Raw genomic sequence first — 24,344 nt, 5'->3', positions numbered from 1 at the left:
TGAATTTGGCAACCTTCCCCGCTATTCCAGCTAATAGCTTGTCAATATTTTAATTAATAATGGCGGATTCATGAGGTGGTATACTTAATAAATGCATGGGAACCGTCCTATATAGTGTGGAAGGATATTCCATATATTTTAATTCTTGCTACGTACTCTAAATGAAAGGCTTCCTTAATAGTTAAGATGGCAAAAATCAGTGGAGCAATGCGAAATTTGTTGTTTTTTATTAAACATCCAGTTTGTTTGTGGTAATATATTCATAGGTAATTAGACCTAAATTTATCTTGGGGTTAACTCGGCTCTTCTTGCTGCAACTTAATACATGAATACTGAACCATAAAATGTCGAAAGGAATTGATAACATGTTTAGTCAGAAATATAAAGTTTGTCTTGTTGTTTTGAGTTTCTTTTTGGTTTCGAGTTTGTTTCCATGGATGATGCCGCAAGTCGCGTATGCTTCGGATGGAACACCTTTGTCGACGATCAATGTACCTGGGACGTTCGAGGCGGAGGATTTTAATAGTGGCGCAATAAATGATGTTTATTATGCGCATCCGTCCTCGCAAATTTCTCGCGATACGACTTATCGGGATGTGCAGAATCTTGATATCTTTAAAGAAGTGATTAATTCGGTAACCTATCGCTACATAGTAAGTTCCAATGATCAGGTCAGCGGATCGCCAACAGCGGGGTACGTAAGCGAATATCTGAAATATACGGTGAATGTCAGCAGCGCGAATGCCGGCTGGCATGATATCAAATTCCGTGCCAAAATGGGCAGTACGACAACGAAATCGACGATTACTGCTCTTATAGACGGGATTCAGCTAGGCTCGACGCCTGCGATAACAGGCACAACTTTCCAAGACTATACAGTGCCGATGCCCGTTAATTTGAGCACGGGGACACATGTGTTGACCATTGAATTTAGCGGTCCGGATCCGGCGACGTACTTGGACAGTATTACGTTTACGAAGAGAGGGACTGCACCTACGTATCCTTCTCCAACGATTAAAACCGGCTTACTGACCTCAGACGAGGTGGTTGTAGCCAATGTGACGGTAAGCGCAGATACAACAGGGACGAATGATGCAACAGCAACGATTCAGACGGCTCTTAACCAAGCGCGGGAAATGGGCGGAGGTGTCGTTTTCCTGCCAGCCGGGACTTATCGATTGAACGGCGGCTTGTCGATTCCAACCAATGTAACATTGCGCGGGGATTGGAAAAGTCCTCTCGATGGCACGCCTGCAGCAGGTACGGTACTGGCTGCTTACAGCACGACGACATCGGCGATTTCTTTGAACGCGCCGAATACGACCGTTCGCAATCTTAGTATTTGGTATCCGAATCAAGGCAGCTATACGGGCGGCGTGTTTACGCCTACCACTTATCCGTACACTATTGATTCGAATTCTTTTGCGGCGAATGTGGCGAATGTGACGTTCTATAATTCTTTTAAAGGCATCAATTTTTCATCAGCTAGCGGCACGAATATTAGTAATGTCTACGGAACCTTTTTGTTTCAAGGCATTACGTTGGATGGCAATTATGAATATTCGTATGTGACGAATGTGTTTATGGATACGGGAATATGGAAAAATGCGCCTTCAGCGATAACAAATAAACCGGACAGCTCACAAACCGGGTATATTAAAACGTACACAAATTCATACTTGTATGGGATGAAGCTGTGGAAAAACGATGGTTTAACGATGTACGATATTAGCGTTAACGATGCCAAAATGGGGATTTTGATGGAGCAGGGTCCACCAACCTCTAACGGTTCTTATGGAGCAATGTCGAAAATAAATGCGTCTGTGCAACAGGATTATTTGCGTCCAGAAGTTGGTGAATTTCTTAATCTCGACCAGGTGTGGCAAGCTCGCGGACAGTATTATACGTTTGCTCCCGCAAAAAAGCCCACAAGCGATACGAATTTTTATAATGTAAAAAATGCGCCGTACAATGCTGCGGGGAACGGGATTACCGATGACCGCACAGCAATCCAGACTGCACTAACCGACGCAGGAAGTGCCGGAGGAGGAACCGTATTTCTGCCTCCCGGTTCGTACAAAATCTCAACAACATTGAATGTTCCAAGCGGTGTTGAACTGCGAGGCAGCTACGACTTCTTGCATGCACATGAAAATTTAGATACAACTGTACTTCTTGCATATGACGGCAAGGATACAGCTACGCCTGATACGGCGACAGCTTTCATTACGTTGAATGCGAACGCGGGTGTTCGCGGTTTAACAATCTTTCATCCTGAGCAAGGCTTTGTGAATGGCAGTGACACGAATGTTCCTTCCGATTTGAGAACACTATATCCGATTCATACATATCCGTATGCTGTTCGCAGTGCAGGCTCAGGCTCCTGGATGAAATATGTCGAGCTTGAAAATAGCTATAACGGTGCTGATTTCGCCACGACGGCATCGAATGATTTTGTCGTTTCCGGCAATTGGATTAATGCTGCCAAAAAAGCAGTTTATGTGGGCGGCGGAACACAGCGCGGCTGGGTGGAGCAGACAGTATCCACGTTCGGCATTCATTTTCAATCGAAACATAATAATAGTCCGCATACATATGGCTTTACACATGCAATGAACTACACACTGGCTAACACGGATACACTGACGATCGGCAATGGCAATGACCTCGAAACATTCGCTGTTGATTCCTTCGGTGTGAAATCTGGCATTCGCACCATCAAAGAAGGTGCGGGCGCAGGACCGCAAAATGCAACATTTTATTTACCTTCTGTCGACACTTCTTCCGGCCCGAATGTTTCCGTTGAAGGTGGGGGAACAATCCAGATGATTGGGCTTCAGGCCGGAAGCAGTACAACGCAAAACTATGTGCGAACGACATCATCTTTTAGCGGTACTTTAAACATCTATGATTCTTTACTTTGGGGGAATATTGTCAAAAGCGTTAGTATTGGCGGCGGCACTATCAACGTGTACGACAAGGACATGAGCGTATACTCCCTCCCAATTTCGCAAAATAAAACGGCAACCAGCAATAGCTCTTTGGGTGGAGATACGCCTAATCACGCTGTAGATGGCATGGGCACATCGAAATGGGTTTCGACTGCGGCAGCGCCTAATTGGCTGCAAGTTGATTTGGGAGCCTCCTATGATATAAGCCGTTGGGTCGTCAAACATGCAGGTTATAACGGAGAATCCAGTTCTTATAATACAAAAGATTATAAGCTGCAAATTAGCAGCGACGGTACGAATTTTAACGATGTTGACTGGGTAGCAGGCAATACGACCAATCTCACGGATCGCAATGTATCCACGAACGGCAGATATGTTCGCCTTTATGTAACAGCGGGTCAGCAGGATGGGGCTAGCACAACACGAATTGTTGATTTTGAAGTCTATGGCTTGACTAACGTTGCTATGAATCGAACAGCTACAGCGAATGCCTATAATTTAGCGAATGAAGCCCCGCAATATGTAAACGATGGCGCGTTGAATACGAAATGGGCGTCTGTTGCGGCTTCACCCAACTGGCTGAAAATCGATTTAGGTCAATCCTACCATTTGAAACGTTGGGTCGTTAAACACGCAGGAGCAAGTGGAGAATCTACGATTTATAACACAAGGGATTTTAAGCTGCAGGTAAGCAATGATGGCATCAATTTTACAGATGTCGACACGGTAACAGGAAATTCGACAAATATAACAGATCGTGTCATCAATACAAACGCAAGATATGTTAGACTATATATAACACAAGGCACACAACTTGGTTATGATGGATATGCAAGAATTCAAGAAATTGAAGTATATGGTACAGCCAGCGGAAATGCCGCGCTGAACATGACGGCTACATCAAACGCGTATAATTTGTCGAATGAAGCGCCGCAATATGCTGTGGACGGTTCAACTGGAACTAAATGGGCATCGATCGCGGCATCGCCAAATTGGTTAAAGATTGATCTTGGATATATGACTAACATTAGCCGCTGGGTCGTCAAACATGCTGCAGTGAATGGAGAGTCTGCTAATTTGAATACGAAGGATTACAAATTGCAGGTGAGCAATGATGGTACTAATTTCACCGATGTCGATACCGTGACGGGGAACACAGCCAATTCAACGGATCGTAATGTAAACGCAACCGGAAGATACGTCAGATTGTACATAACACAAGGCACTCAGACAGGGTTTGACGGCTACGCCAGAATTTATGAGTTTGAAGTTTATAACTAATTAGGAGTGAGCGGATGCGTAAATGGATCATTGTTTTGACCGTAGTATGCGCTGTTATAACAACAGCAGGATGCAGCAAAGCACCGAAGCAAACAAGTCTATCCAAAGAACAAGATCAGATACAGAATGATCGGACAGATGAAGTGTTTACGCTGCGCGTATCCTATTGGGCGGAAGATAAAAACGGATACTTTGATGAGGTAGAAAAGAAGTTCAAAGCGAAATATCCGAACGCTACAATCAAGTGGGATAGATTGGATCCAAAAACGTTTGCAGAGGTTACGGATAACGAGTTAAAAACAGATCAAGCCGCTGATATCCTATTTAATCAAAAAATTAAAGATTATGCCAAAGCCGGCTACCTGTTGGATTTATCGGATCAACCATGGGTCCAGCGTATGATTGATTCTGCGAAGCAAACTGTAGCCTACAAAGGGAAAACCTACGGCGCAGCGCTGGATGTAAGTACCTTCGGCGTGTATTACAATAAAACAATTTTTGAACGTCTGCAATTGGAGCCGCCAAAAACATGGGATCAATTTATGGCGTTGAACGGCAAGATTAAGCAGGCTGGGTTATCGCCAATCATAGGCGGGTTTAAAGATGTATGGACGATTCAGGGCGTTTACCTGCCCATTGCCGCAACGTCAGAGTTTCTCCAAAACCCTAATTTTGAATTGGATTTATATGCGGGGAAAGTCAAAATTGACGGTCCTGAAGTCAATAACGCTATGCAGAAATTTTCTGATCTTGCACACAAAGGCTTTTTTAATCCGGATGCTTTACATATAGGCTATGAGGAATCTACTCAGCAATTTATTGATGGAAAAGGCGCCATGCAGTTGATGGGGAGTTGGACGCCCGGGGTAGTAGATAGTAAGACGACTGATTTCAAAATGGGTTTTTTCGCCTTGCCGGATCAGAATGGAAAAACAGTTATGCCAGCGGCGCCGGACAAGCAAGTATCCATTAATGCGAAGACAGTATACCCTGTAAAAGCTAAATATCTATTGTCCCTTCTGCTCGATAAAGACATGCTGGCGATTTACAGCAAAAATGTTGCTTTATCTGCTTTTAAAGATGTGATTGCCGATTACTCAAATCCAGCGATGAAGGATGTTCAGAAAGCACTGCAGCTTTATCCAACGTCAATCAACCCGGGACATTTATTTACAGATTCAGCGAATAATGCTATTAATGCAGCTTTAACTCATATTTTATCGGGGAAAGAGCTGCAAAATGAATTGAAAGAGGCCGATGTGAATTATATAAAGGATAAGGCGACCCTTATTCTAGATTGATGGTGAAGGATCAATGAACTCCTTATTGCGATTACTTCGACTCCAAAGCTTAAAAACACGATTGCGTTTTTTTGGAATATCCTTGGTGCTTATGGTTGGACTGTTAACGATTTCATCTTATTCCTTTCTACAGTATCGCCAAACTGAGAACAATCAGATGAGTTCAATGCGAAAGGATAGTGCGATCCAGCAAACAGCCATAGATAGCTGGGTAGCTACCAGAGCTTCTGAAATTCGAAATCTAGCAAATTTGCAATCGACCACAGAGCTTGATCTCGATAATATTCAAAATAACCTTAAATTTTTTGCTTCTCATCAACAGGAGTTTGAAGCGGTTTCTTTTGCCAATAAAGAAGGTATTGTGGAATTTAGCACAATGAACCAAATTGGTGTCTATATCACCGAACGAACCTATTTGGAAGAAGCCGCAAAAGGGCACGAATATATCTCTAATGTGCTTTTGGGTAAGGTTACCAACCAACCTATGATTTTATTTTCTGCTCCTGTTATGAATATTAAGAACCAATTTGAGGGAGTCATCTATGGAACGGTTACGCTAAAGACAATCGAGCAGCTTATGGCGCAATTTCGCTATGGAGACAGCGGTGAATCGTATTTAATTGATCGAAACGGCTATTTAATCACTGAATCGCGGTTCCAGGGGAATTGGAAACCATTGGAGTTTCAGTTGAATAGCGATATTCTGGAACGCGCGAAGCAGGGGATAGAAGCAACCTCGACTTATGAGAATTACCGTGACATGCAAGTTTTTGGTACGTATCAATTGGTGAATAACGGAAAATGGATTGCTGTTAACGAAATTGAGCGGAATGAAGTGTATCGAACCTTTAACAGGCAATTAATTGTTATGATTATAATCATTTGTATCGTGCTTACATTTGGATTTATCGCGATGTTGCGAATATCACATCACATTGAACATCCCGTTCAGCATTTATTGAAAGGGGTTCAGCGACTGAAGCAAGGAGATTATAAGTATAAAATCGATTACACCAGTATGAAGTCCGCACCCGTCGAGTTGTTGCAGTTATGTGAGGCATTTAACCAAATGTCGCAAAATATTCAAGACAATGAGATTGAGCTAAAGCAGCAAAAGGAAGACTTGGCGGGTTCCAATGCGGAATTGGAGCAATTTGCTTATGTCGCTTCGCATGATTTACAAGAGCCTTTACGAATGGTAGCCAGTTATGTGCAGTTATTGGCGAAGCGTTACCAAGGTAAATTAGATCAGGATGCGGATGATTTTATTCATTACGCAGTGGATGGTGCGCAGCGCATGCAGAATTTGATCAACGATTTATTGGCTTTTTCCAGAGTAGGTACGAAGGGGAAGGAGCTTAAGTCTGTTGATTTTGAAGTGGTGCTGCAACATGTATTGACGAATCTACAGCACGCGATTCAAGAAAGTGATGCGTTGGTCACTCATGATCCTATGCCTACTTTGCTTGCGGATTCTACACAAATGGTGCAATTATTGCAAAACTTAATTGGTAATGCCATTAAGTTTCGTGATGCCAATCGCTCGCCCGTCATTCATATCGGAATTAAACAACAGGGCAAAGAGCGGTTATTTTCAGTTCGTGATAACGGGATTGGTTTTGACCTGAAGTATCGGGACCGCATTTTCCTCATTTTTCAAAGGCTCCATAATAAAACAAAATACCAGGGCACGGGTATAGGGTTATCTATTTGTAAAAAAATTGTTGAACGCCATGGTGGGAAAATATGGGTTGAGTCGGAAGCGGGTCAATCAACAACCTTCTACTTCAAGCTACAAGACAGGGAGAATATGTAACATGATCGATAATAAGATGAGTCAAAATGTAGAAATTTTATTAGTGGAAGATAACCCCGGAGATATTCGTTTGATTGTCGAAGTGTTGAAGGAAGGGAAAATACACAATAATTTAAGTGTTGTTGAAGATGGCGAGGAGGCTTTGGCTTATCTCAGGCGCGAAGGCAGCTATCGAGATGCGATTGTGCCGGACATTATATTATTAGATTTAAATCTTCCTAAAATCAATGGCACCGAAGTTCTTGCCGAAATCAAAAAGGATCCATTGTTGAAATATATTCCAGTCATTATTTTAACAACTTCCGAAGCCGAACAAGACATCTTAAGAGCATATGATCTACATGCGAATTGTTATATCACCAAGCCTGTCAACCTAGAGCAGTTTCTAACAGTTGTGCGATCAATTGAAAATTTTTGGCTAACGATTGTGAAGCTACCTAGGAGGTAAAACGATTGATTAAGGTTTTATTAATTGAAGATAATCCTGGAGATGCACGATTGATTCGAGAAGTTTTGTCGGATACCGATCATTTGAATGTTGAGTTGAAGTGGGTCGATCAGTTGGAAACAGGTATTGAACTAATTACTAAAGATGCATTTGATGTTGTTTTGCTCGATCTCTCACTTCCAGATAGTCATGGTATGGAAACTATCATCGACTTTCGGGAACAAGCGCCCGCAATCCCAATCGTCGTACTGACCGGACTTGACGATGAGGAGGTTGCGTTAAACGCCGTACAACATGGGGCTCAGGATTATTTAATTAAAGGTCAAGTCAACAGTTCGGTGATTATGCGTTCAATGCGTTATGCTATAGAACGTCATCGTCTTCAGGATGAGCTTTATAACTTATCGATTATCGATGAGCTGACGAGTCTCTATAATCGTCGAGGATTTTTTAATCAAGCTCAGCAGTTTATGAATGCGAATGCTCAGGAAGGCAAAGGCTTTTATGTGGTTGTTGCCGATCTGGATGGTATGAAACAAATCAATGATTCCTATGGTCATCATATGGGGGACTTGGCCTTAATGGATACGGCGAATATTTTGAAAGAAGTTTTCCGCGATTCCGATATTATATCTCGTATGGGTGGAGATGAATTCACCGTGGTTTTACCGGAGACTCAGGGACATTCATGGAGTTTAGATGCATTTGAACAGGAAATCATCTTGAAAATCCATCAAAGGTTACACAGTTTTAATTTGAGCGCTGGCCGAATCTATCGCCTTTCGATTAGTCTTGGATTATTTCATTACAATCCGGCTATACCCGTAACTTTAGGCGAATTAATTATCCAAGCGGATCATCGAATGTATATCAATAAAAAAGAAAAAGTCACATAGGACTTTTTCTTACCACATCAGAAAGCAACTCTCAGCGAAAGACGTAGAGCCATAAAAGAGACCATTCGTTAAATCTACTTGATTCTTATTCCTGGGGAATTATCATAGTCAATGTTTTATACGTATGATTACGTTGCTTCGTGTACACAACCTCAAAAAATTCGACAATACGGGGGAAGATTTGGAGGATTTGATCTCTATCGGGACGATCGGATTGATCAAAGCTATCGAATCTTTCTCGCCGAATAAGGGCACGAAGTTGGCGACTTTTGCGGCGCGTTGTATTGAAAATGAGATTCTGATGCATCTGCGCTCATTGAAGAAAACGCGGAAAGATGTATCCTTGCATGACCCGTGATGACACTCGTGTCAACGCTCATGTTCTGTGTGCTTTATNCCGAATAAGGGCACGAAGTTGGCGACTTTTGCGGCGCGTTGTATTGAAAATGAGATTCTGATGCATCTGCGCTCATTGAAGAAAACGCGGAAAGATGTATCCTTGCATGACCCGATCGGAACGGATAAAGAGGGGAATGAAATTACGCTTATCGACATCCTCGGCAGCGAGGCAGACGATGTGGTGGATGCGGTGCAGCTGAAGATCGAGAAGAGTAAGATATATCGCAATCTGGAGATATTGGACGACCGTGAGAAAGAGGTCGTAGTCGGAAGGTTCGGGTTGGAACTAGGTGGCGAAGAGCGGNGAGAAGAGTAAGATATATCGCAATCTGGAGATATTGGACGACCGTGAGAAAGAGGTCGTAGTCGGAAGGTTCGGGTTGGAACTAGGTGGCGAAGAGCGGACGCAGCGGGAGATTGCGAAGGAGCTGGGGATTTCACGTTCGTATGTATCGCGGATTGAGAAGCGGGCACTCATGAAGCTATATCATGAGTTTTATAAGGCGAAGCGGTAACATAGATAAGTTAGGAGTACCATTTTCAACACATTTTGTATAGTCGCATTCTTCATTGTTAGGGATCTTGGGATCGCAAAATGGAGGCGAACAGTATGAGCTTAATTCAGATTGAGCGTGTCTGTAAGCAATATGTGATGGGTGGGGAAACCATTCGCGCGTTGGATGATGTGTCTTTGGAGATTGAGCAAGGGGAATTTGTCGCGATCATGGGACCGTCTGGGTCAGGGAAGTCTACACTGATGAACATCATCGGGTGTTTGGATATGTCTGACACGGGAACATACGTTCTAGATGGCAAGGCGATAAATCTGATGAAGGATTGGCAGCTGGCTGAAATTCGCAATCGGAAGATCGGATTCGTCTTTCAGAGCTTTAACCTGCTCCCCCGATTGAGTGCATATGAGAATGTAGAATTGCCTTTGATTTATCGGGGGATGGCACGAAAGGAACGAGAGCCGCTTGTATTGAAAGCTTTGGAAGCCGTGGATTTGGTAGATCGCAGAAAGCATCTGCCTTCGGAATTGTCCGGAGGGCAGCAGCAGCGGGTTGCGATCGCGCGAACACTGGCTGGGGGTCCGGCAATTATTTTGGCAGATGAGCCTACTGGAGCACTTGATTCGAAGACGGGCATTGAGATTATGGATATATTCACGAGGCTGAATGATCAGGGTAGGACGATAATAGTGATTACGCATGACCATCAGATTGCGCAGCAGGCGAAGCGGGTTGTGAAGTTTCGAGATGGTCGGTTGTTGGAGAGTGTTTAGAATAAGATGGTTAAGACCAGGACTCCATGGGAATATGTGGGGTTCTTTTTTTGCCGGAAAACTGGTGTTATTCTTTCACTATTCAGTGAGGGAAGCTTTATATTGGTGAGAAGGATAGGATGACTTAGTTCGAATAAGAAATCTTCATTTGTGACAGTAGCCTAGAATTACCTAGATAGAATAGAGAGTGGGTTGATAACGAACTTAGTATAAGTGCAATAATGGAAATATGTATCTTGCAAAGAAATCAGGGGAAAACCGAGTGATATAAGTGGTCAAGGAAAATAAAGTTCGTTAGTGGTGGTGATCAAGGAAAATAAAGATCGTTAGTGGAAAATAAAGTGTGTTAGTGGAAAATAGAGTTCGTTAGTGGTTGTTCACTTTTGTGAACAATCACTTTTTTAGGGGGTTAATTAATGAGGATATGGCGTACTTAGTTAAGAAGAAATCGAGCCTGTTGCTCAACTAACGGGCAGATTTGCGCAATATGCATATGCCTGTCACTTACTGGTCAAAGGCGCACCGTTGGAGTTTTCAAGAGGGATACTTGGCCACTAAAAAACCTCTACAATTTAACTCTTTACCCAATTACGGAGGATACGCCGAAAAGCGTTGTATAAGGGGGTGATATGCTCCCTGGTTCCAGGATAATTCGATAGTCACAAAAATTAGTTGTTCAAAAAAATGATAATTGAAGCTGCCGATAAGGTTGTAGCTTTAATTGTATTAAGGTGAAGTAATTACATTAATAAGAGAAGAAATTGGAGCAGCTGAAGATGAAGAACCACTTGAAAAATGTACGGTATTCTCGGCAAGCTGAGGAAACTTAAGATCTAATATCATAGTCTCCTCATTCTTTTTGTTGAAAAAGTCTATAAATATATAAAAATTCTTTTACTTCAACAAAAGTAGTAAAATCTTAAACAAATGGATATCCATCGCTATGATTTCAATCCTGCTCTCTATTAAAAATCGCCTGTCTCTATGATACCGGTCTATTCGCCTATTGTCCCCACAAAACAAGAAGAGCAGTCCTTCCAACTGCGAAGAGACTGCTGATCTTGGAGGTGTCTCTAAAGCGTGCCCGAGTTACTGGGTATGATAGTCGATGAGCGCGACGGCGGCGTTTCGGAAAGCGTCCGGGTCGATCGACTTGTCCATGGCTCCCTTCATCGCAAAACCGCAATACAGCATCTGCAGCTGGACGGCCAGCTCTTCGGGATTCCGTGCTCCGCCCTCCTTCGCCAGCTCTTGAACCTTGGACCAGTAGTTCTGATGAACGTTCAATGCTTTGACATGCGAGGGATGCTCCGGGTCGGGGAACTCCACCACTGCATTCAAGAACGGGCATCCCCGGCAATCCGAGTTCCTCATGCGATTGACCACCTCTTGAACGACCTCGCCCAGTTGATCCTTGAGCGAATGAGGATGTAAGCGCCGAACCTTCTCCAGCAGCTCCAGCTTGAGCTCCTGTCTTGCCTCCAAGTAGGCAACGATCAGATCGTCCTTCGTCTTGAAGCTGCGATAGAAGCTTGCCTTGGCCGCGCCGGACTCCTCGATGATGCGGTCGATGCCGACCGACCGAATCCCTTCCCTGTAGAACAAGTCGGAGGCGACACGCAAGATCCGCTCCTTCACCGTTTCCTTCTTCATAACAACCCACCCATTTGACGAGTTTTTGGAAAATAGCTGTTGACATGATACAGATCTGTCTGTATCATTTATCATTAGTGAGACAGATCTGTCTCTTATTATATAAAATTCCCCCGCCTCTTGTCAAATGAAGGGGGAACAATACGAAAGGGGAATCTCCCATGTCCAACGCTGTACCGAACGTTACCGACTTGCCGCAGCACTCTGTCCCTGCGGAAGGCGGACGCAGGCCGCTCCTAATGCTAGCAGCCTTGCTGCTGCCCGTGTTCATGGCCGTCGCTAACGTATTCATTGTGAATGTCGCCACGCCCTCCATCCAGAAGGGGCTCTCGGCCAGCTTCGCCGACGTTCAGTTCGTGCTTACCGCCTACACCTTAACCTACGCTGTGCTGCTGATTATCGGCGGCCGCTTGGGCGATCGATTCGGACGTCGAAGAATCCTGTTCGTCGGCGTGGCCGGCTTCACGCTGGCTTCGCTGTTATGCGGACTGTCGACCGGGGTCGGCTTCCTGATCACGGCGCGCGTGCTGCAAGGGATGAGCGCCGCCTTGTTCACTCCGCAGGTGTTGTCTCTCATTCAGGCTAATTATCTTCCGGAACGCCGGGGTGCGATCTTCGGCATGTACGGGGCTACACAGGGGATCGCAGCTGCGTTGGGGCAGGTCATCGGCGGACTGCTTCTCCGCTTGAATCCAGGGGGGCTGGAGTGGAGGGCGGTGTTCTTCCTCAGCGTGCTGATCGGGGTGCTGATTCTCATCATGATTCCGTTCATTCCCGAATCCAGCTCTCCGGATCGCACCAAGCTGGATTGGGTCGGCGCTCTGCTCGTCGCAGCCGGCTTGTTGATGCTCGTGTATCCGCTGGTGCAAGGGCAGCGTGACGGATGGCCGGTCAGTCTCGTGGCAAGCTTGATCCTAGCCGCCCCCTTGCTGATCTTATTCGCTTGGTATGAACGGCGCCTGCTTCGCCGCGGCCGAATCCCGTTCATGAACGTGACCCTATTCGGGCAGCCGGTATTCACGTTCGGCATCTTCATCATCTTGGTGCTCATGTCATCGATGGCCGCCTTCTTCCTTGTCACCGCGTATATGCTGCAGATCGGGCTTCAGTTCTCTGCCTTACTATCGGGACTGGTGATCAGCTTGATGGGCGTCGGTTACTTCCTCGGGTCGCTGTTTTCTTCCCGCATTGCCGCGAGGCTCGGCCCCCATATCCTGACCGTTGGTTCCATCCTGTCGATCGCGGGCTACCTGCTGCTCGCTTGGGCGGTCCGCTCGACCGGCATGTCCTCCGACATCGAGGTCTGGTTCCCGGGGTTGGCGATCCTCGGGATCGGGCAAGGCTTCGTGGCGGCGCCGCTGACCCACATCGTGCTGGCCAAGATCCGCAAGGCTGACATCGGTTCGGCTTCCGGTATCCTGACGACCAGCACGCAGGTCGCCAACGCGATCGGCATCGCCCTCATCGGCATCGTCTGGCTGAACGCCCTGCAATCCCGTGCAGGCATGCACACCGCTTATTCCGGTGCTTACAGCCTATCCTTGCTTGTGCTGGCCGCTGCCGCCGCAGTCATGCTGCCGTTGGCGCTGCTGCTGGCTGGACGCAGCCGTCCTTAACCTGAACGTATTCGTCTAAGATCACAGATACAGTGAGTATTCCAGTCTTCGGGGAAATTGAGAATGTACTGTCATTCGTTTTTCCTGGCTATTTACTGTTTGTTGCAGCTTGCGTCGTCACGGTTATAGGCGCGAGAATGATTGTGGTAACTACATTGGAGGATGCTGCGAAAATCACCGCAGAAGGCAAACAAGCGAGCTCGATTGCTTCCGTGGTTATGGGCTTTGCTAGTTTTAATCAAATCGGGTGTGAATGCTCGGTGTGTTCCATTGGACGTCTCCAGATTGACCCCGAACTACTGGGGAAAAGGATACGCTACTAAAATTGGGCGTGCGATGCTTATATATGGTATTCAAGAAAACTTTCCTGCTTTTATGGGTTTCGCCAAATCGAAACATAAGGCATCAAGCAGAGTCATGGAGAAGATTGGAATGACCTATTTTTATGAAAGAAGACGATGATCAAACTAAGAGTTTCTATCGAATCGAAAGCGATAACTTTACCGTCTGAAAAGCTCGCATACAATGATTTGCTTACGTCGATTTATACGCGAGTAGATCATTGCGCTAACGACGAACTATAGTTCAATATCGACATGAAGGCAGCCGGCACATGAACTGATCGGCTGCCGTTTTCTCAACTAATGGGAGGTTTACGTATGTCTCGCACTTCAATTACTTCTTATTCTCGTACTGTTCTAACAGGTCTTTAATCAAAATTCCATTAATTCTTAGTCCTTCTATATCACAATTATTAATTTCAACGTTTTGAAGCTTACATGACTCAAAAACCGCTGTAGATAAGTCACTGTTCTTAAACCTCACTGGCTCTACATTGACCCATCCATCTGTTCCATATTCTCCATCCAATCGACTTATTTGATCTTTTGGCCGAATAATATTCTCAAATATCGTTCCACCCATCTGAATCATGTTTATATGCAAATTTGAAAAATAAATATGTTCCCATTTAGAACTTACGAAGTTAGTTTCAGCAAATGTAGTTTCCCTCATATCTATGCCATTGAAAACTGATCCCTTAAATGTAGCCATATGTATTCTCTGATCTCTTAAATCTTGTAATTCTAATCCATTCTTAGAATCTATTACTTTCTTCTCTGTAATTTCCATATCAACCATTCCTTCATAATCAATTAGACGTCGGTTTAATCCAAATATCGGAGTGATATGCCTTCATAAAATGTAGAAGCTTTTCTAACACCTCTACACCTTTAGTCTCCGCTTCTCTGGCACTTATTAATAGTTCAATGGCCGTATTTGCAATAATTGTATCCTTTGGTTTACCACCTTCTGGGAAAGGGAACATTTCGCGTAAACCGCTTAAAGCTTCCGCCACTGATTCATAATGAGTGGCTGCTTCTGCTGCTTTGCTTCGTACAGTCCGTTCAACGACATTGCTGCCGTCCCATTTGATGCTCATTTCCCGAAGGAACTGAACTGCAAATTCTCTCGCATCGGCTGCAACCGCTATGTTGTAAGCATTACCGAACTCGTCTGCGGTTCGATTCTCCATGACTTGGATCCATGCATCGTACCCTTTTAGACCCTGAGCATAACGATCTTTGAAATTATATGTCCACTCCCGCCCTCGAGCGTGATCCACAATCATATCCAATGCCATTCGGAGCATCTCGTACTTGGAGTGGGGAAGGCTATCTTCGATTGTGACTAAGAATAATACTGGAATTTTGGGTCGACCGAAATCTGCGTATGAAATTGTACCTTCCTGGGAGACATCCTTTGCATTTAACATTTGCGTCTCGTCGTCGTAACCGTAAATCAGTCCGAATTCCGGAATAAATAGATCAAAAGCAATAGCTGGAAAGCCTTTTTCAACAGATCGCTGGATAAGTGCAATCGTTTGCTCCAACTTATCAGGAGAAACAGGAGTAGAGGCTTCTCCCATATTGCTGGTATAACCTAAGTTGCATAAATTCCTGCGAAGAATATAACCGCCGGGAAAAGAGGTTGGACCTGCTACGTTAACTTCGGTTGGATCGATATTAAGTCGGAAGGCATGTCCGGTGAGCCCCATAACGTCTATAAGTGAGAGATTTTTTTTGTCGGTGTAACTGACTGAACCATAAATGGCACTAGCAGCAGAAGTCATTGTCTTTGTCCAATCACGATTGATAAGTTGATCAGAGATCATAATCAGATAACCACCTTCATGGTAATATTAGATTGGGGGAGAGGCCAAGATGACACGTTTCGGGAGACCAAGTTTTGCTCGCTTCTGCACATATCCATTAAGGGAAATACGGATCCGCTCTCTATAGACCTTGGATTTGGATCTGGACAAGGTGTTGTAAACGTTGGCAGTAGTTGTTTGGAACAGTGAGGCGATCTCAGCGGGCGTCAGTTCGTCGAAAAAATGAGCTTCAAACATAGCTCTTTCACGCTTGCCAAGGCATGAAAGCAAATCTCGTAAACACTGCAACATATCCGCTCTTACTAATGAAACCGCCGGATCATCACGAAACTGCGCTTCATCAGTAGCAGAGCGAGATAGGCGTAATATGATTTCACCGACGTCGGTCCAATCGGTATCGACAACCGACGTGTCTCCTGATTTTTGACTGAAGTGGGAGAACGGGCGTTCCTTACTGTAAGGTCCACCGCGCCGCATTTTCATATATGCCTGATTTCTTACGATACGTTGCAGCCAGGGTACAAAGCGCTCCGCGTTCATTAAGGTACCAATGTGTATAAATGCCCTTATGAGTGCTTCCTGCACGATATCCTCGGCAATATATTTGTCTTGCGTTATTGTATTCGCCCATCCGAGAGCTTTACTTCGATGATAACGTACTAATTCACCAAATGCCTCTCGATCACCAGAGCGTGCACGATGTACGAGTTCCTGTTGCTCATCTAACCTAATATTTGTCTCCTTATGCAAGCTTATTGACTTCTGAGATTCGATAAAGAGTAAGGGTTCTTGACTTCTTAACGGAACCTTTTCCAAAGACTTGCCATCCTTTCCTAATCCCTCTACAATGTTTGATGCCAAAGGACGTGTAATTGCTATCATCTTTTGAAAAAAAACGAACTATTTCAATTTTATCACAAAGTATGCTGTTCAATAAGACGAGACCTTCCATTAATTCCCTTAAATCTACGTTGTAATAATGCAAAAAAGTTGAACTTACGGCGAGCGACAGTTGAGGAGCTTGCTGCCTCGCGATAGCTCTTTTTAGTTCATTCAAGTAACGGGCAGATTACTCTAATACCTAGCAAATGTTATTCTTTAGAAAGTGGCGATCGAAAAGCAGATGTCCACTAATTTCACTTAAAAGTCTGTAATCCATCTTATCCCAGCCTGTGCTAACTTTCATATCAGCTGAAAATACTGGACTTATCGTTCCGAAAAAATATATACTGTACCTACGGAAACGGAGGGAGAACCATGGGACGCTATAAGGAGTTTGATAAAGAAGCGGTGCTTCATAAAGCGATGCTCGTTTTTTGGAAGAAAGGCTACGAAGCGGCAAGCATTCCCGATTTGCTGGAAGCTATGGATCTTAGCAGATCAAGTCTTTACGAAACGTTCGGGGACAAACAAACGATTTATATCGAGGCGATCAACTGGTACAAGAAGTGGAAGCAAGCCAAACGGGACATCCTCGTCAATGCGACATCCGCAAAATCGGGAATCCGGCAGTACTTCGAGATACACATCGATTCCGCCTTGGGCGGCGAGTCGCCGAAGGGCTGTCTCATTACTAATGCAGCAGTCGGCATGGATTCGCCAGATGAGCAACTGAATGCGTTGATCAGGGAGAGGTTTGACGAGTTGGAGAAATCCTTCTACGAGCTGCTCCGCAAAGGTCAGGAGACGGGAGAAATCATGCCTGAGAAAGATATCAAGACTTTAACTTATCTGCTCTCAAACCTGAATCATAGTATAAATATCGTTGCGAAGGTGCAGGGTGACCGAAGCAAGATGCAGCAGATGATAGACATGGTGATGGAAATGCTATAAACAATTTTTTTTGCACATTTCGGAACGATTGTTCCAGAAAATTTCTGGTGAGCAAAGGGGACTTTCTATGCATTCAGCTTCCATTCCAACGGAAAAATCGGTTTCGCCATCGCTGATTTTTATCCTGGCGGCCGCTTGCGGTATCATAGCGGCAAATCTTTATTATGCTCAACCATTGATAGGCTCGATCGGTTCGACGATCGGGCTCTCCTCCGGGGCTGCACTCATCGTTACGTTGACTCAAGTCGGCTACGGGATTGGCTTGTTATTTATCGTACCGTTGGGAGACATCCTGGAAAATCGTAAGTTGATCCTTTCATCATTGATCCTTACAGCAGCCGTTTTGACAATTGCCGCTGTAATCAAAAGCGCCATCCTGTTCCTCACCGCTTCACTCGTGATCGGAGTAGGTTCCGTAGCAGCACAAATCCTTGTACCGTATGCGGCTCATCTTTCGCCTGAAGCCGTGCGCGGTCGCAATGTGGGCAACGTCATGAGCGGGCTACTTCTGGGGATTATGCTCGCGCGTCCCATTTCAAGCTTGGTGGCGGAGTATATGGGCTGGCGCGCCATATATTTCATCTCCGCAGCATTGATTTTCGCGCTGGCTCTTGTATTGGCAAAGACACTACCCTCAAGGAAGCCTTCGACCGCTACAGCTTACCCGGCGCTGCTGCACTCCATGCTGCATCTGCTGAAGGCGACACCGGCATTGCGCCGGAGGGCAATTTATCATGCTTGTGTATTCGGAACGTTCAGTTTGTTTTGGACTACAGTTCCGTTGGTATTGATAAGTCCGCCGTTCCATTTCACTCAGAAGGAGGTCGCTCTGTTCGCATTAGTCGGGGTAATGGGGGCAATTGTGGCGCCAGCGGCGGGCCGTATGGCAGACCGTGGATGGGTTCGCCCGGCTACGGGATGGGCGTTGGCCATCGTCATCTTTTCCGGGCTGCTTCCCTTGCTGGTTCCATCAAGTTCTGCACTCGCAGTCCCCATCCTCGTAGTTGCGGCGATTTTACTTGACATGGGGGTTTCCGCCAACATGGTTCTCGGGCAGCGGGTGATTTTCTCTTTAGGAGCGGAATTTCGCAGTAGGCTTAACGGTTTGTATATGGCCATTTTCTTTTTAGGGGGCGCTATCGGCTCAGCGGCAGGGGGATGGGCTTACGCAACGGGGGGCTGGGAGGCTGCACTGCTGATCGGAATCGCCTTACCGGCCATCGCCATGGCATATTATGCAACGGAGTTTTCGAGATTAAGGAAGGAGAATCTCATTGATTGAGGTGTCCAAACAAAATAAAGTGTTGGACTGAAAATTATCAAGACCTTGGTCGAGAAAATTCAATAAAATAAAGGGATTTATATATTATGCATAACTAATATGTAGATCCTTTTATTTTCCGGACTGAGGAAAAAAGTATTAATCGAGGAGTGCTCGTTACGCTAACGGGCAGATTTGTTTAATGAAGGTATCGATAATTTATCAAGAAACAATACCCTTTTTATGGTATTGTTGGATTAAGTTTACGACAACAGTGAGGAACGGAGGATTGAAATTCATGAGGATTGGTGGAGTTACCTTGTTTATTTGTGGGATTTTCCTGTTTGGTATAAGTGGATTAGAAAAAGTATTGATCTACGTTGCTGGAGCTATTTCATTTAAGTCTGCAGATATGAATCAATTGAAGTATACTACTCCCCCTAATATTTGGAACTTAGTGAACTACACACTTATCATAAGTATAATTCTCTGTATCGCTGGACTTATATTGTTCGTGTTGTCTCTAAATTCTCAGCATAGAACAAACAAGAAATTATAAAAGAGGAGCCTGCAGCTCCTCTTTTTGCCCATTTAAGTAACGGGCAGCATAGTTTAATAGCAACATGGGTAAAATACCCACCGTTAAAATGCTAAGGGGGAAATATTGTTCAATACATCCGGCTCTGGCCGCTAAACCCGTTATGGGGAAGCGAATAGTGGTAAGGCGGAGGGCCGAAACTTCTGCCCATAAGTATGAGACAACAAGAAAGGACAGAGGCACCCGCCCTGTCCTTTCTTGTTGGTGAAACCAGGCCAAAAGGTTTACAGTTCGACTCTCCAGTTGCCCATCATCTTGGCGACTCCCGGATCTCGGTACGATAAGAATAGACTCTGCCGTGTATCGAGGGCGGAAATGTGTTCCATATCATCTGCGCTCAACGTAAAATCGAAAATGTCGAAGTTTTCGACGATTCTCTCTTTGTGTATCGATTTTGGAATGACAACAACTTCTCGCTGAACAAGCCAGCGCAATACGATCTGGGCGACGGATTTGTTGTGTTTTTCCGCGATCGAGGTCAGAACTTCGTTGCTAAACAGGTTATTGCGTCCTTCAGCGAACGGTGCCCACGACTGGTGTTGTACGCCATGCTCTTTCAAGAAAGCACCGCTCTCTGTCTGCTGGTAAAACGGGTGCGTTTCAATTTGATTGACAGCGGGCACGATTTCGTTATGCACAATGAGGTCCATCAGACGATCCGGCATGAAGTTGCTGACCCCGATGGCCTTGATTTTGCCTTCACGGTAAAGCTCTTCCATCGCGCGCCAAGTGCCGTAGTAATCACCGAACGGCTGGTGAATCAGGTACAGATCGAGATAGTCGAGCTGCAGCTTCTTCAGGGACTTTGCAAACGCAAGCTTGGCACTCTCGTAGCCGGCATCCTGAACCCAAATCTTGGTCGTAATGAACAGCTCTTCACGCGGTACACCACTACGCTTGATCGCGTGTCCGACCGCTTCCTCGTTAAGGTAACCGGCGGCGGTGTCGATCAAGCGGTAACCGGCCGACAGTGCTTCGTACACCGCGTACTCGCACTCTACAGCATCGGGAATCTGGTAGACGCCGAAACCTAGGATCGGCATTTTCACACCGTTGTTCAAAGTTACAGTTTGCATCGAAATTCCTCCTATGAATCAAATGTATAACAGCAACCGGTGCGTATCCAGAAATCGGGGACTGGAGAGGGGATTCCGATTACGGCTCAGTTGCATTACAATAAGCTTAGTACCTTCGTGTTACACGAAGGCAAGAGGTTGTTATTTTATTTTTCAAAGGAGGATTCCTCATGTATACAGTCAAAGAAGTCGCACAAGTCACGGGACTCACCGAGCACGCTGTGCGCTTTTACACGGATAAAGGTCTGGTGCCAAGCGTACAGCGCAATGAGAATAATATTCGATTATTCGACGAAGAATCGATCAACTGGCTGCATGGCATCAAATGCCTCAAGCAATCCGGGATGCCAATTGGGGTCATTAAAATGTATATCGATTTATGTCTCGAGGGGGATTCCACCATTCCGCAACGTTACACACTCATGATGGAACATAAGGAAGCGGCGCTCGCTAAGCTCGAAGAGGCCAAACTGCACGTTGCTCATTTGGAAGAGAAAACAGTCCTATATCAAGCCATACTAGAGCACCGCACCCCAGATACAACCAATCCCGTCAATTGGGACAGAATTCAACATATGCATGGTGACGTATTTTATAAGGCTACACAAAGAGTTTGAATGTCAAAACCGATTAACCAGTATCAACTGATAGCCCTGTTGCGGTGAACAGTATCACAGTGAATCATTACGCTAACGCAGAACGTTTGTTCAATACACTGTAACGGGAGGCTGCCAGCACGATCGGCAGCCTTTCGCTTTCCTAACGGGCAGATTAGTTTATTAGTTCCTTCCTGTCACATATAAAAAATGTTATAATATGGATAGTGAAATTTGAGGAGGTCTAAAATGAAAAATACTTCCTATAATCCATTTAATGACAAGACGCTTCATCTTACTGAGAATAAAACCGAAACGAGTTCCCTTGAAGATAGGGCTCCCTTTAACGATGTAATCAAACATGTCGATATTGTTTCGGGTTTCCAAGTACCCAAAAGGATTGACCATTTTCCAAAGTGGTATAAAAATCCTCAGAGAATATTTGCTACTATTTCTGTCCTTGTATTCGCCTCATTTATGATATACCAAGTTATTCGAATTATTACTGCTATTGCTTCGGGGAAGTAGCGCCCACCCCGTGTTAAGCTAACGCAGAACTATAGTTTAATCACGACATGAAGGCAGCCGCGATCGGCTGCCTTTCTTTGTTGAAGTAACAGGAACATATTTAAAATCGTATTTCTAAATACTTAATATTATTGTATCATTTAATTAGATGTATATCTAATTAGTCTGATGTAAAATTTCATAAGCGGAGTGGTGAAAATGAGTGCAGATTTTTACCTTGTTAGACATGCTATAAAAGAAAGAAATGTTGGTGATGTCTCCATTACAGCCGATGGTTTAGAGCAAGCGCATGCGACAGCAAGCCATTTTAAACAAATGCCCATATCTAGAATATTCAGCAGTCCACTTAAAAGAGCAAAACAGACCGCTCAGATTATCGGGAATGCAACAAGAATACCGATTCTTGAGGACATTCGATTACGAGAGCGTGCTAATTGGGGAGACCTACCAGGACAACCCTTTCAGGAATTTGTTCAAATGTGGAATCGATGCACAAAGGAAAGAGATTATTCGCCTCCCATCGGAGATTGCAAGAAGAGCAGGTGAGCGATTATCTTCATTCTTATTAGAAATATCAGTTCAATATCCTCAGGAAAGTACTGTAATAGTGACTCATGGTGGATTAATTACCGACTTTTTGTTAAATGAATTTCCACAAGAAGAGCTTAATTATAGACACCCTAATTTTATAATTGAACAAAGCAATTTGGTTCCAGAATGCTCTATAACTAAAATAAGATGTGGTGCAGAGGGATTTAAATTTGTTGATTTTGCTAATATTACTCACTTGCATTGTTAAGCTAAAGCGAAGAACTATAGTTCAACACAATACAACGGCAGATTACGTCAATGAACCATAATCAGATATTGATTTCGATTACAATCACTGGTATAAATTTCATACTAAAATAATAAAAACTTACCAATGGACTTTGAGGAAGAAGGCATCGATTAAAATCCCGTTCGAGTCGTGAACGCTGCGGTGAATCGACTGAGTGACAGCATCTTTTCAATCGCCTATCCATGGTTTCTGTCCCACTGCGCATACGGACGAAGAAATCGATGCAACGCTGTTGGCGGCGAACGGATGGGTTTCGGAAGATAACGTTTCGGCATTCCTATGCGGATAACATTAATAGGGTATTTGCTCTTACATGAGATTCAAAATTTGTCTATATGACCTAGCTTATATTAATAATTTTCCCCGCGATAATAGCGCTTCAGTTTTTCTTCCAAATGAACGAGCTGCGCCTCCTTCTCCTCAATATCTTTCATCAGCTTTTGCTTTTGATCTTCAATCAGTTTGATTCTCTCCGGCAGGGTTGAGGTTCCTTCGTTCACCTTATCATAATACTTTTTGATGTCTTCCACACTCATCCCGGTTTCGCGAAGACATTTGATAAAAACCAGCCATCTCAGATCATCATCCGTATAAAGACGGTTATTCTGCTCGCTTCGGGCAGCAGGTTTCAACAGTCCCTTTCTTTCGTAAAAGCGGATCGCTCCAATATTGATCCCGACTTCCTTCGCCACTTCTCCAATCGTTAACATACTAACCCTCTTTTATAAAAAATTAATTATTGACCTACACTTAGTGTAGCATAGTAACTTATAAATAGTTAAAGAAAAATCAAATTAGGGAAAGAAGGATTCGCATGAAAAAGACCGCCTTTGTAACCGGAGCAAATAAAGGAATCGGAATTGAAATCGTTAAGCAGTTAGGAGAAGCAGGCTGGAAAGTCATCCTTGGCGCACGCAGTGCCGAACGGGGTGAAGTAGCCGTTTCCGAGTTAACTTCCAAGGGGTTAGACGTAGAATTTGTACAAATCGACATGGGTGACTTGAAAACCATCGAACAGGCAGCCGATACGATCAACAAGAATTATCCAGACTTTAAGCTTCTGATCAATAACGCTGGTATGCCTGGCGCTTTCTCCCGTTCTTTTACGGATACCAAAGAGGAAGATCTGCGAAATGCCTTCGAAGTTAACTTTTTCGGGACCTTCCGTTTGAACCAGCGTTTGTTCCCGTTAATCAAAGATAACGAAGGCACAATCGTCAATGTATCGACCGACATGGCTTCTCTGGACCATATGCAAAATGCTGAATTTACTTTAAACGCATTCGATTATAACTCATCTAAAACGGCCAACAATGCCATGACACTTTCAATGGCTTATGAAGTCAAAAACAGCAGCGCTCAAGTATTCGCGGTAACGCCTGGATTCACCTCAACAGATCTTAACGGCAATGCCGCAGGCGGTAAATCGAAAGAAGCCGCCGCTGCGATTATAGTGGGTTATGCGACAGATGGCAAACGTCATAACGGCGAATTCTTGGATGAGAAGGGTGTTTACGCCTGGTAACCCGCAACTGCCGAAAGCAAAAACTTTGGCGCCCATATCGCGGACAAGAGTTTTTGCGTACAAGATTCTAGGTAAAATAAATTAAGTATATCGGGGGTCTGGTTAACCCACTATTAAACTCTAACGGGTTACTATAGCACCACAACATAAAGCTTAAAAAAGGAGCAATTTAGCGATGTACGAACATCTCGTTGTATTCAAGTTCAATACTAATGTCACGCCAATCAAGCAACAGGAATTGCTGGATCAATTGTTAACGTTTCGGGA

Annotated in this window: 23 protein-coding genes and 2 pseudogenes; 19 read left to right on the top strand and 6 right to left on the bottom strand. The window is 44.5% G+C overall.

The genetic code is table 11. The features are described from left to right. The first annotated feature begins 344 nt into the window (after nt 1–344). The 9 genes and pseudogenes from ASG89_RS01490 (at nt 345) to ASG89_RS01450 (ending at nt 10,377) form a co-directional block, all read left to right on the top strand. Nucleotides 345–4,232, top strand: a complete 3,888-nt coding sequence (locus ASG89_RS01490; RefSeq protein WP_082592556.1) for a discoidin domain-containing protein — start codon at nt 345–347, stop codon at nt 4,230–4,232. Nucleotides 4,233–4,246: 14 nt separating this feature from the next. Further along, nucleotides 4,247–5,533 (top strand): ABC transporter substrate-binding protein, encoded by a 1,287-nt coding sequence (locus ASG89_RS01485; RefSeq protein WP_057308522.1) that lies wholly within the window; start codon nt 4,247–4,249, stop codon nt 5,531–5,533. Between the two features lie 157 nt (nt 5,534–5,690). Next, on the top strand, nt 5,691–7,349 hold the full coding sequence (locus tag ASG89_RS37075) for an ATP-binding protein (RefSeq protein WP_200963402.1): 1,659 nt from the start codon (nt 5,691–5,693) through the stop codon (nt 7,347–7,349). A gap of 1 nt (nt 7,350) precedes the next feature. Further along, nucleotides 7,351–7,797: a response regulator gene (locus ASG89_RS01475; RefSeq protein WP_235549546.1), complete on the top strand. Its 447-nt coding sequence runs from the start codon at nt 7,351–7,353 to the stop codon at nt 7,795–7,797. Between the two features lie 5 nt (nt 7,798–7,802). After that, entirely contained in the window at nt 7,803–8,693 is an 891-nt protein-coding gene (locus ASG89_RS01470) for a GGDEF domain-containing response regulator (RefSeq protein ID WP_057308520.1), read from the top strand. A gap of 124 nt (nt 8,694–8,817) precedes the next feature. Beyond that, nucleotides 8,818–9,025 (top strand): annotated as a pseudogene (locus tag ASG89_RS01465) (sigma factor); the annotation flags it as partial. 65 nt (nt 9,026–9,090) lie between these two features. After that, a pseudogene (locus ASG89_RS37350) lies at nt 9,091–9,396 on the top strand (RNA polymerase subunit sigma-70); the annotation flags it as partial. 1 nt (nt 9,397) lies between these two features. After that, on the top strand, nt 9,398–9,607 hold a 210-nt coding region (locus tag ASG89_RS37345), incomplete at its 5' end, for a sigma-70 family RNA polymerase sigma factor (protein ID WP_235549545.1). A gap of 95 nt (nt 9,608–9,702) precedes the next feature. Continuing rightward, nucleotides 9,703–10,377: an ABC transporter ATP-binding protein gene (locus tag ASG89_RS01450; RefSeq protein ID WP_157276479.1), complete on the top strand. Its 675-nt coding sequence runs from the start codon at nt 9,703–9,705 to the stop codon at nt 10,375–10,377. Nucleotides 10,378–11,466: 1,089 nt separating this feature from the next. Here the strand turns inward: ASG89_RS01450 and ASG89_RS01445 are convergent. Beyond that, nucleotides 11,467–12,030: a TetR/AcrR family transcriptional regulator gene (locus ASG89_RS01445; protein ID WP_057308515.1), complete on the bottom strand. Its 564-nt coding sequence runs from the start codon at nt 12,028–12,030 to the stop codon at nt 11,467–11,469. 239 nt (nt 12,031–12,269) lie between these two features. Here ASG89_RS01445 and ASG89_RS01440 point away from each other — a divergent pair, with 239 nt between their 5' ends. Genes ASG89_RS01440 through ASG89_RS38520 form a run of 3 tightly spaced genes read left to right on the top strand, consistent with a single transcriptional unit; the run spans nt 12,270 to nt 14,108 of the window. Further along, complete coding sequence (locus ASG89_RS01440) at nt 12,270–13,646, top strand: MFS transporter (protein WP_235549544.1); 1,377 nt, start codon at nt 12,270–12,272, stop codon at nt 13,644–13,646. Between the two features lie 32 nt (nt 13,647–13,678). Further along, nucleotides 13,679–13,969: a hypothetical protein gene (locus tag ASG89_RS37340; protein WP_235549543.1), complete on the top strand. Its 291-nt coding sequence runs from the start codon at nt 13,679–13,681 to the stop codon at nt 13,967–13,969. A gap of 13 nt (nt 13,970–13,982) precedes the next feature. Further along, complete coding sequence (locus tag ASG89_RS38520) at nt 13,983–14,108, top strand: hypothetical protein (protein ID WP_414813231.1); 126 nt, start codon at nt 13,983–13,985, stop codon at nt 14,106–14,108. Nucleotides 14,109–14,321: 213 nt separating this feature from the next. Here ASG89_RS38520 and ASG89_RS01430 read toward each other — a convergent pair whose 3' ends face one another. Genes ASG89_RS01430 through ASG89_RS01420 form a run of 3 tightly spaced genes read right to left on the bottom strand, consistent with a single transcriptional unit; the run spans nt 14,322 to nt 16,701 of the window. Next, nucleotides 14,322–14,777 (bottom strand): pentapeptide repeat-containing protein, encoded by a 456-nt coding sequence (locus ASG89_RS01430; protein ID WP_057308512.1) that lies wholly within the window; start codon nt 14,775–14,777, stop codon nt 14,322–14,324. A 19-nt stretch (nt 14,778–14,796) separates the two neighbouring features. Further along, on the bottom strand, nt 14,797–15,819 hold the full coding sequence (locus ASG89_RS01425; protein WP_057308511.1) for a hypothetical protein: 1,023 nt from the start codon (nt 15,817–15,819) through the stop codon (nt 14,797–14,799). Nucleotides 15,820–15,846: 27 nt separating this feature from the next. Further along, complete coding sequence (locus ASG89_RS01420; RefSeq protein ID WP_082592554.1) at nt 15,847–16,701, bottom strand: RNA polymerase sigma factor; 855 nt, start codon at nt 16,699–16,701, stop codon at nt 15,847–15,849. Nucleotides 16,702–17,076: 375 nt separating this feature from the next. Between ASG89_RS01420 and ASG89_RS01415 the strand changes: the two genes are divergently transcribed. Both ASG89_RS01415 and ASG89_RS01410 read left to right on the top strand, forming a co-directional pair. Then, nucleotides 17,077–17,652, top strand: coding sequence for a TetR/AcrR family transcriptional regulator (locus tag ASG89_RS01415; protein ID WP_057308509.1), 576 nt, complete (start codon nt 17,077–17,079; stop codon nt 17,650–17,652). A gap of 67 nt (nt 17,653–17,719) precedes the next feature. Continuing rightward, nucleotides 17,720–18,934: an MFS transporter gene (locus ASG89_RS01410; protein WP_057308508.1), complete on the top strand. Its 1,215-nt coding sequence runs from the start codon at nt 17,720–17,722 to the stop codon at nt 18,932–18,934. A gap of 801 nt (nt 18,935–19,735) precedes the next feature. Here ASG89_RS01410 and ASG89_RS01395 read toward each other — a convergent pair. Then, complete coding sequence (locus tag ASG89_RS01395) at nt 19,736–20,587, bottom strand: aldo/keto reductase (protein WP_057308505.1); 852 nt, start codon at nt 20,585–20,587, stop codon at nt 19,736–19,738. Between the two features lie 170 nt (nt 20,588–20,757). On the opposite strand from ASG89_RS01395, the gene ASG89_RS01390 reads away from it, so the two are divergent. The 4 genes from ASG89_RS01390 to ASG89_RS38145 all read left to right on the top strand — a co-directional run bounded on the left by ASG89_RS01390 (nt 20,758) and on the right by ASG89_RS38145 (nt 22,841). Continuing rightward, nucleotides 20,758–21,204 (top strand): MerR family transcriptional regulator, encoded by a 447-nt coding sequence (locus ASG89_RS01390; RefSeq protein WP_057308504.1) that lies wholly within the window; start codon nt 20,758–20,760, stop codon nt 21,202–21,204. 228 nt (nt 21,205–21,432) lie between these two features. Beyond that, nucleotides 21,433–21,711, top strand: a complete 279-nt coding sequence (locus ASG89_RS01385) for a hypothetical protein (RefSeq protein WP_057308503.1) — start codon at nt 21,433–21,435, stop codon at nt 21,709–21,711. A gap of 198 nt (nt 21,712–21,909) precedes the next feature. Continuing rightward, nucleotides 21,910–22,257, top strand: coding sequence for a histidine phosphatase family protein (locus ASG89_RS37335; RefSeq protein WP_235549542.1), 348 nt, complete (start codon nt 21,910–21,912; stop codon nt 22,255–22,257). A gap of 449 nt (nt 22,258–22,706) precedes the next feature. Beyond that, nucleotides 22,707–22,841: a hypothetical protein gene (locus ASG89_RS38145; RefSeq protein ID WP_268795568.1), complete on the top strand. Its 135-nt coding sequence runs from the start codon at nt 22,707–22,709 to the stop codon at nt 22,839–22,841. Between the two features lie 61 nt (nt 22,842–22,902). On the opposite strand, the gene ASG89_RS01375 is transcribed toward ASG89_RS38145, so the two are convergent. Further along, nucleotides 22,903–23,262 carry a MerR family transcriptional regulator gene (locus ASG89_RS01375; protein WP_057308502.1) on the bottom strand — a complete coding sequence of 120 codons (360 nt, stop codon included), beginning with the start codon at nt 23,260–23,262 and terminating at the stop codon, nt 22,903–22,905. Between the two features lie 104 nt (nt 23,263–23,366). Here ASG89_RS01375 and ASG89_RS01370 point away from each other — a divergent pair, with 104 nt between their 5' ends. Then, on the top strand, nt 23,367–24,077 hold the full coding sequence (locus tag ASG89_RS01370; RefSeq protein WP_057308501.1) for an SDR family NAD(P)-dependent oxidoreductase: 711 nt from the start codon (nt 23,367–23,369) through the stop codon (nt 24,075–24,077). Nucleotides 24,078–24,344: the final 267 nt, after the last annotated feature.

Source organism: Paenibacillus sp. Soil766 (assembly GCF_001428105.1).
In the GTDB taxonomy this organism is placed as follows: Bacteria; Bacillota; Bacilli; order Paenibacillales; family NBRC-103111; genus Paenibacillus_E.
This window is presented reverse-complemented; position numbering and strand designations above follow the sequence as displayed.

Coding starts and splice junctions, on each gene's coding strand:
- ASG89_RS01490 (WP_082592556.1), top strand. CDS start 345: ATGTCGAAAGGAATTGATAACATGTTTAGTCAGAAATATAAAGTTTGT.
- ASG89_RS01485 (WP_057308522.1), top strand. CDS start 4,247: ATGCGTAAATGGATCATTGTTTTGACCGTAGTATGCGCTGTTATAACA.
- ASG89_RS37075 (WP_200963402.1), top strand. CDS start 5,691: ATGAGTTCAATGCGAAAGGATAGTGCGATCCAGCAAACAGCCATAGAT.
- ASG89_RS01475 (WP_235549546.1), top strand. CDS start 7,351: ATGATCGATAATAAGATGAGTCAAAATGTAGAAATTTTATTAGTGGAA.
- ASG89_RS01450 (WP_157276479.1), top strand. CDS start 9,703: ATGAGCTTAATTCAGATTGAGCGTGTCTGTAAGCAATATGTGATGGGT.
- ASG89_RS01445 (WP_057308515.1), bottom strand. CDS start 12,030: ATGAAGAAGGAAACGGTGAAGGAGCGGATCTTGCGTGTCGCCTCCGAC.
- ASG89_RS01440 (WP_235549544.1), top strand. CDS start 12,270: ATGCTAGCAGCCTTGCTGCTGCCCGTGTTCATGGCCGTCGCTAACGTA.
- ASG89_RS38520 (WP_414813231.1), top strand. CDS start 13,983: ATGCTTATATATGGTATTCAAGAAAACTTTCCTGCTTTTATGGGTTTC.
- ASG89_RS01430 (WP_057308512.1), bottom strand. CDS start 14,777: ATGGAAATTACAGAGAAGAAAGTAATAGATTCTAAGAATGGATTAGAA.
- ASG89_RS01425 (WP_057308511.1), bottom strand. CDS start 15,819: ATGATCTCTGATCAACTTATCAATCGTGATTGGACAAAGACAATGACT.
- ASG89_RS01420 (WP_082592554.1), bottom strand. CDS start 16,701: ATGATAGCAATTACACGTCCTTTGGCATCAAACATTGTAGAGGGATTA.
- ASG89_RS01415 (WP_057308509.1), top strand. CDS start 17,077: ATGGGACGCTATAAGGAGTTTGATAAAGAAGCGGTGCTTCATAAAGCG.
- ASG89_RS01410 (WP_057308508.1), top strand. CDS start 17,720: ATGCATTCAGCTTCCATTCCAACGGAAAAATCGGTTTCGCCATCGCTG.
- ASG89_RS01395 (WP_057308505.1), bottom strand. CDS start 20,587: ATGCAAACTGTAACTTTGAACAACGGTGTGAAAATGCCGATCCTAGGT.
- ASG89_RS01390 (WP_057308504.1), top strand. CDS start 20,758: ATGTATACAGTCAAAGAAGTCGCACAAGTCACGGGACTCACCGAGCAC.
- ASG89_RS01385 (WP_057308503.1), top strand. CDS start 21,433: ATGAAAAATACTTCCTATAATCCATTTAATGACAAGACGCTTCATCTT.
- ASG89_RS37335 (WP_235549542.1), top strand. CDS start 21,910: ATGAGTGCAGATTTTTACCTTGTTAGACATGCTATAAAAGAAAGAAAT.
- ASG89_RS01375 (WP_057308502.1), bottom strand. CDS start 23,262: ATGTTAACGATTGGAGAAGTGGCGAAGGAAGTCGGGATCAATATTGGA.
- ASG89_RS01370 (WP_057308501.1), top strand. CDS start 23,367: ATGAAAAAGACCGCCTTTGTAACCGGAGCAAATAAAGGAATCGGAATT.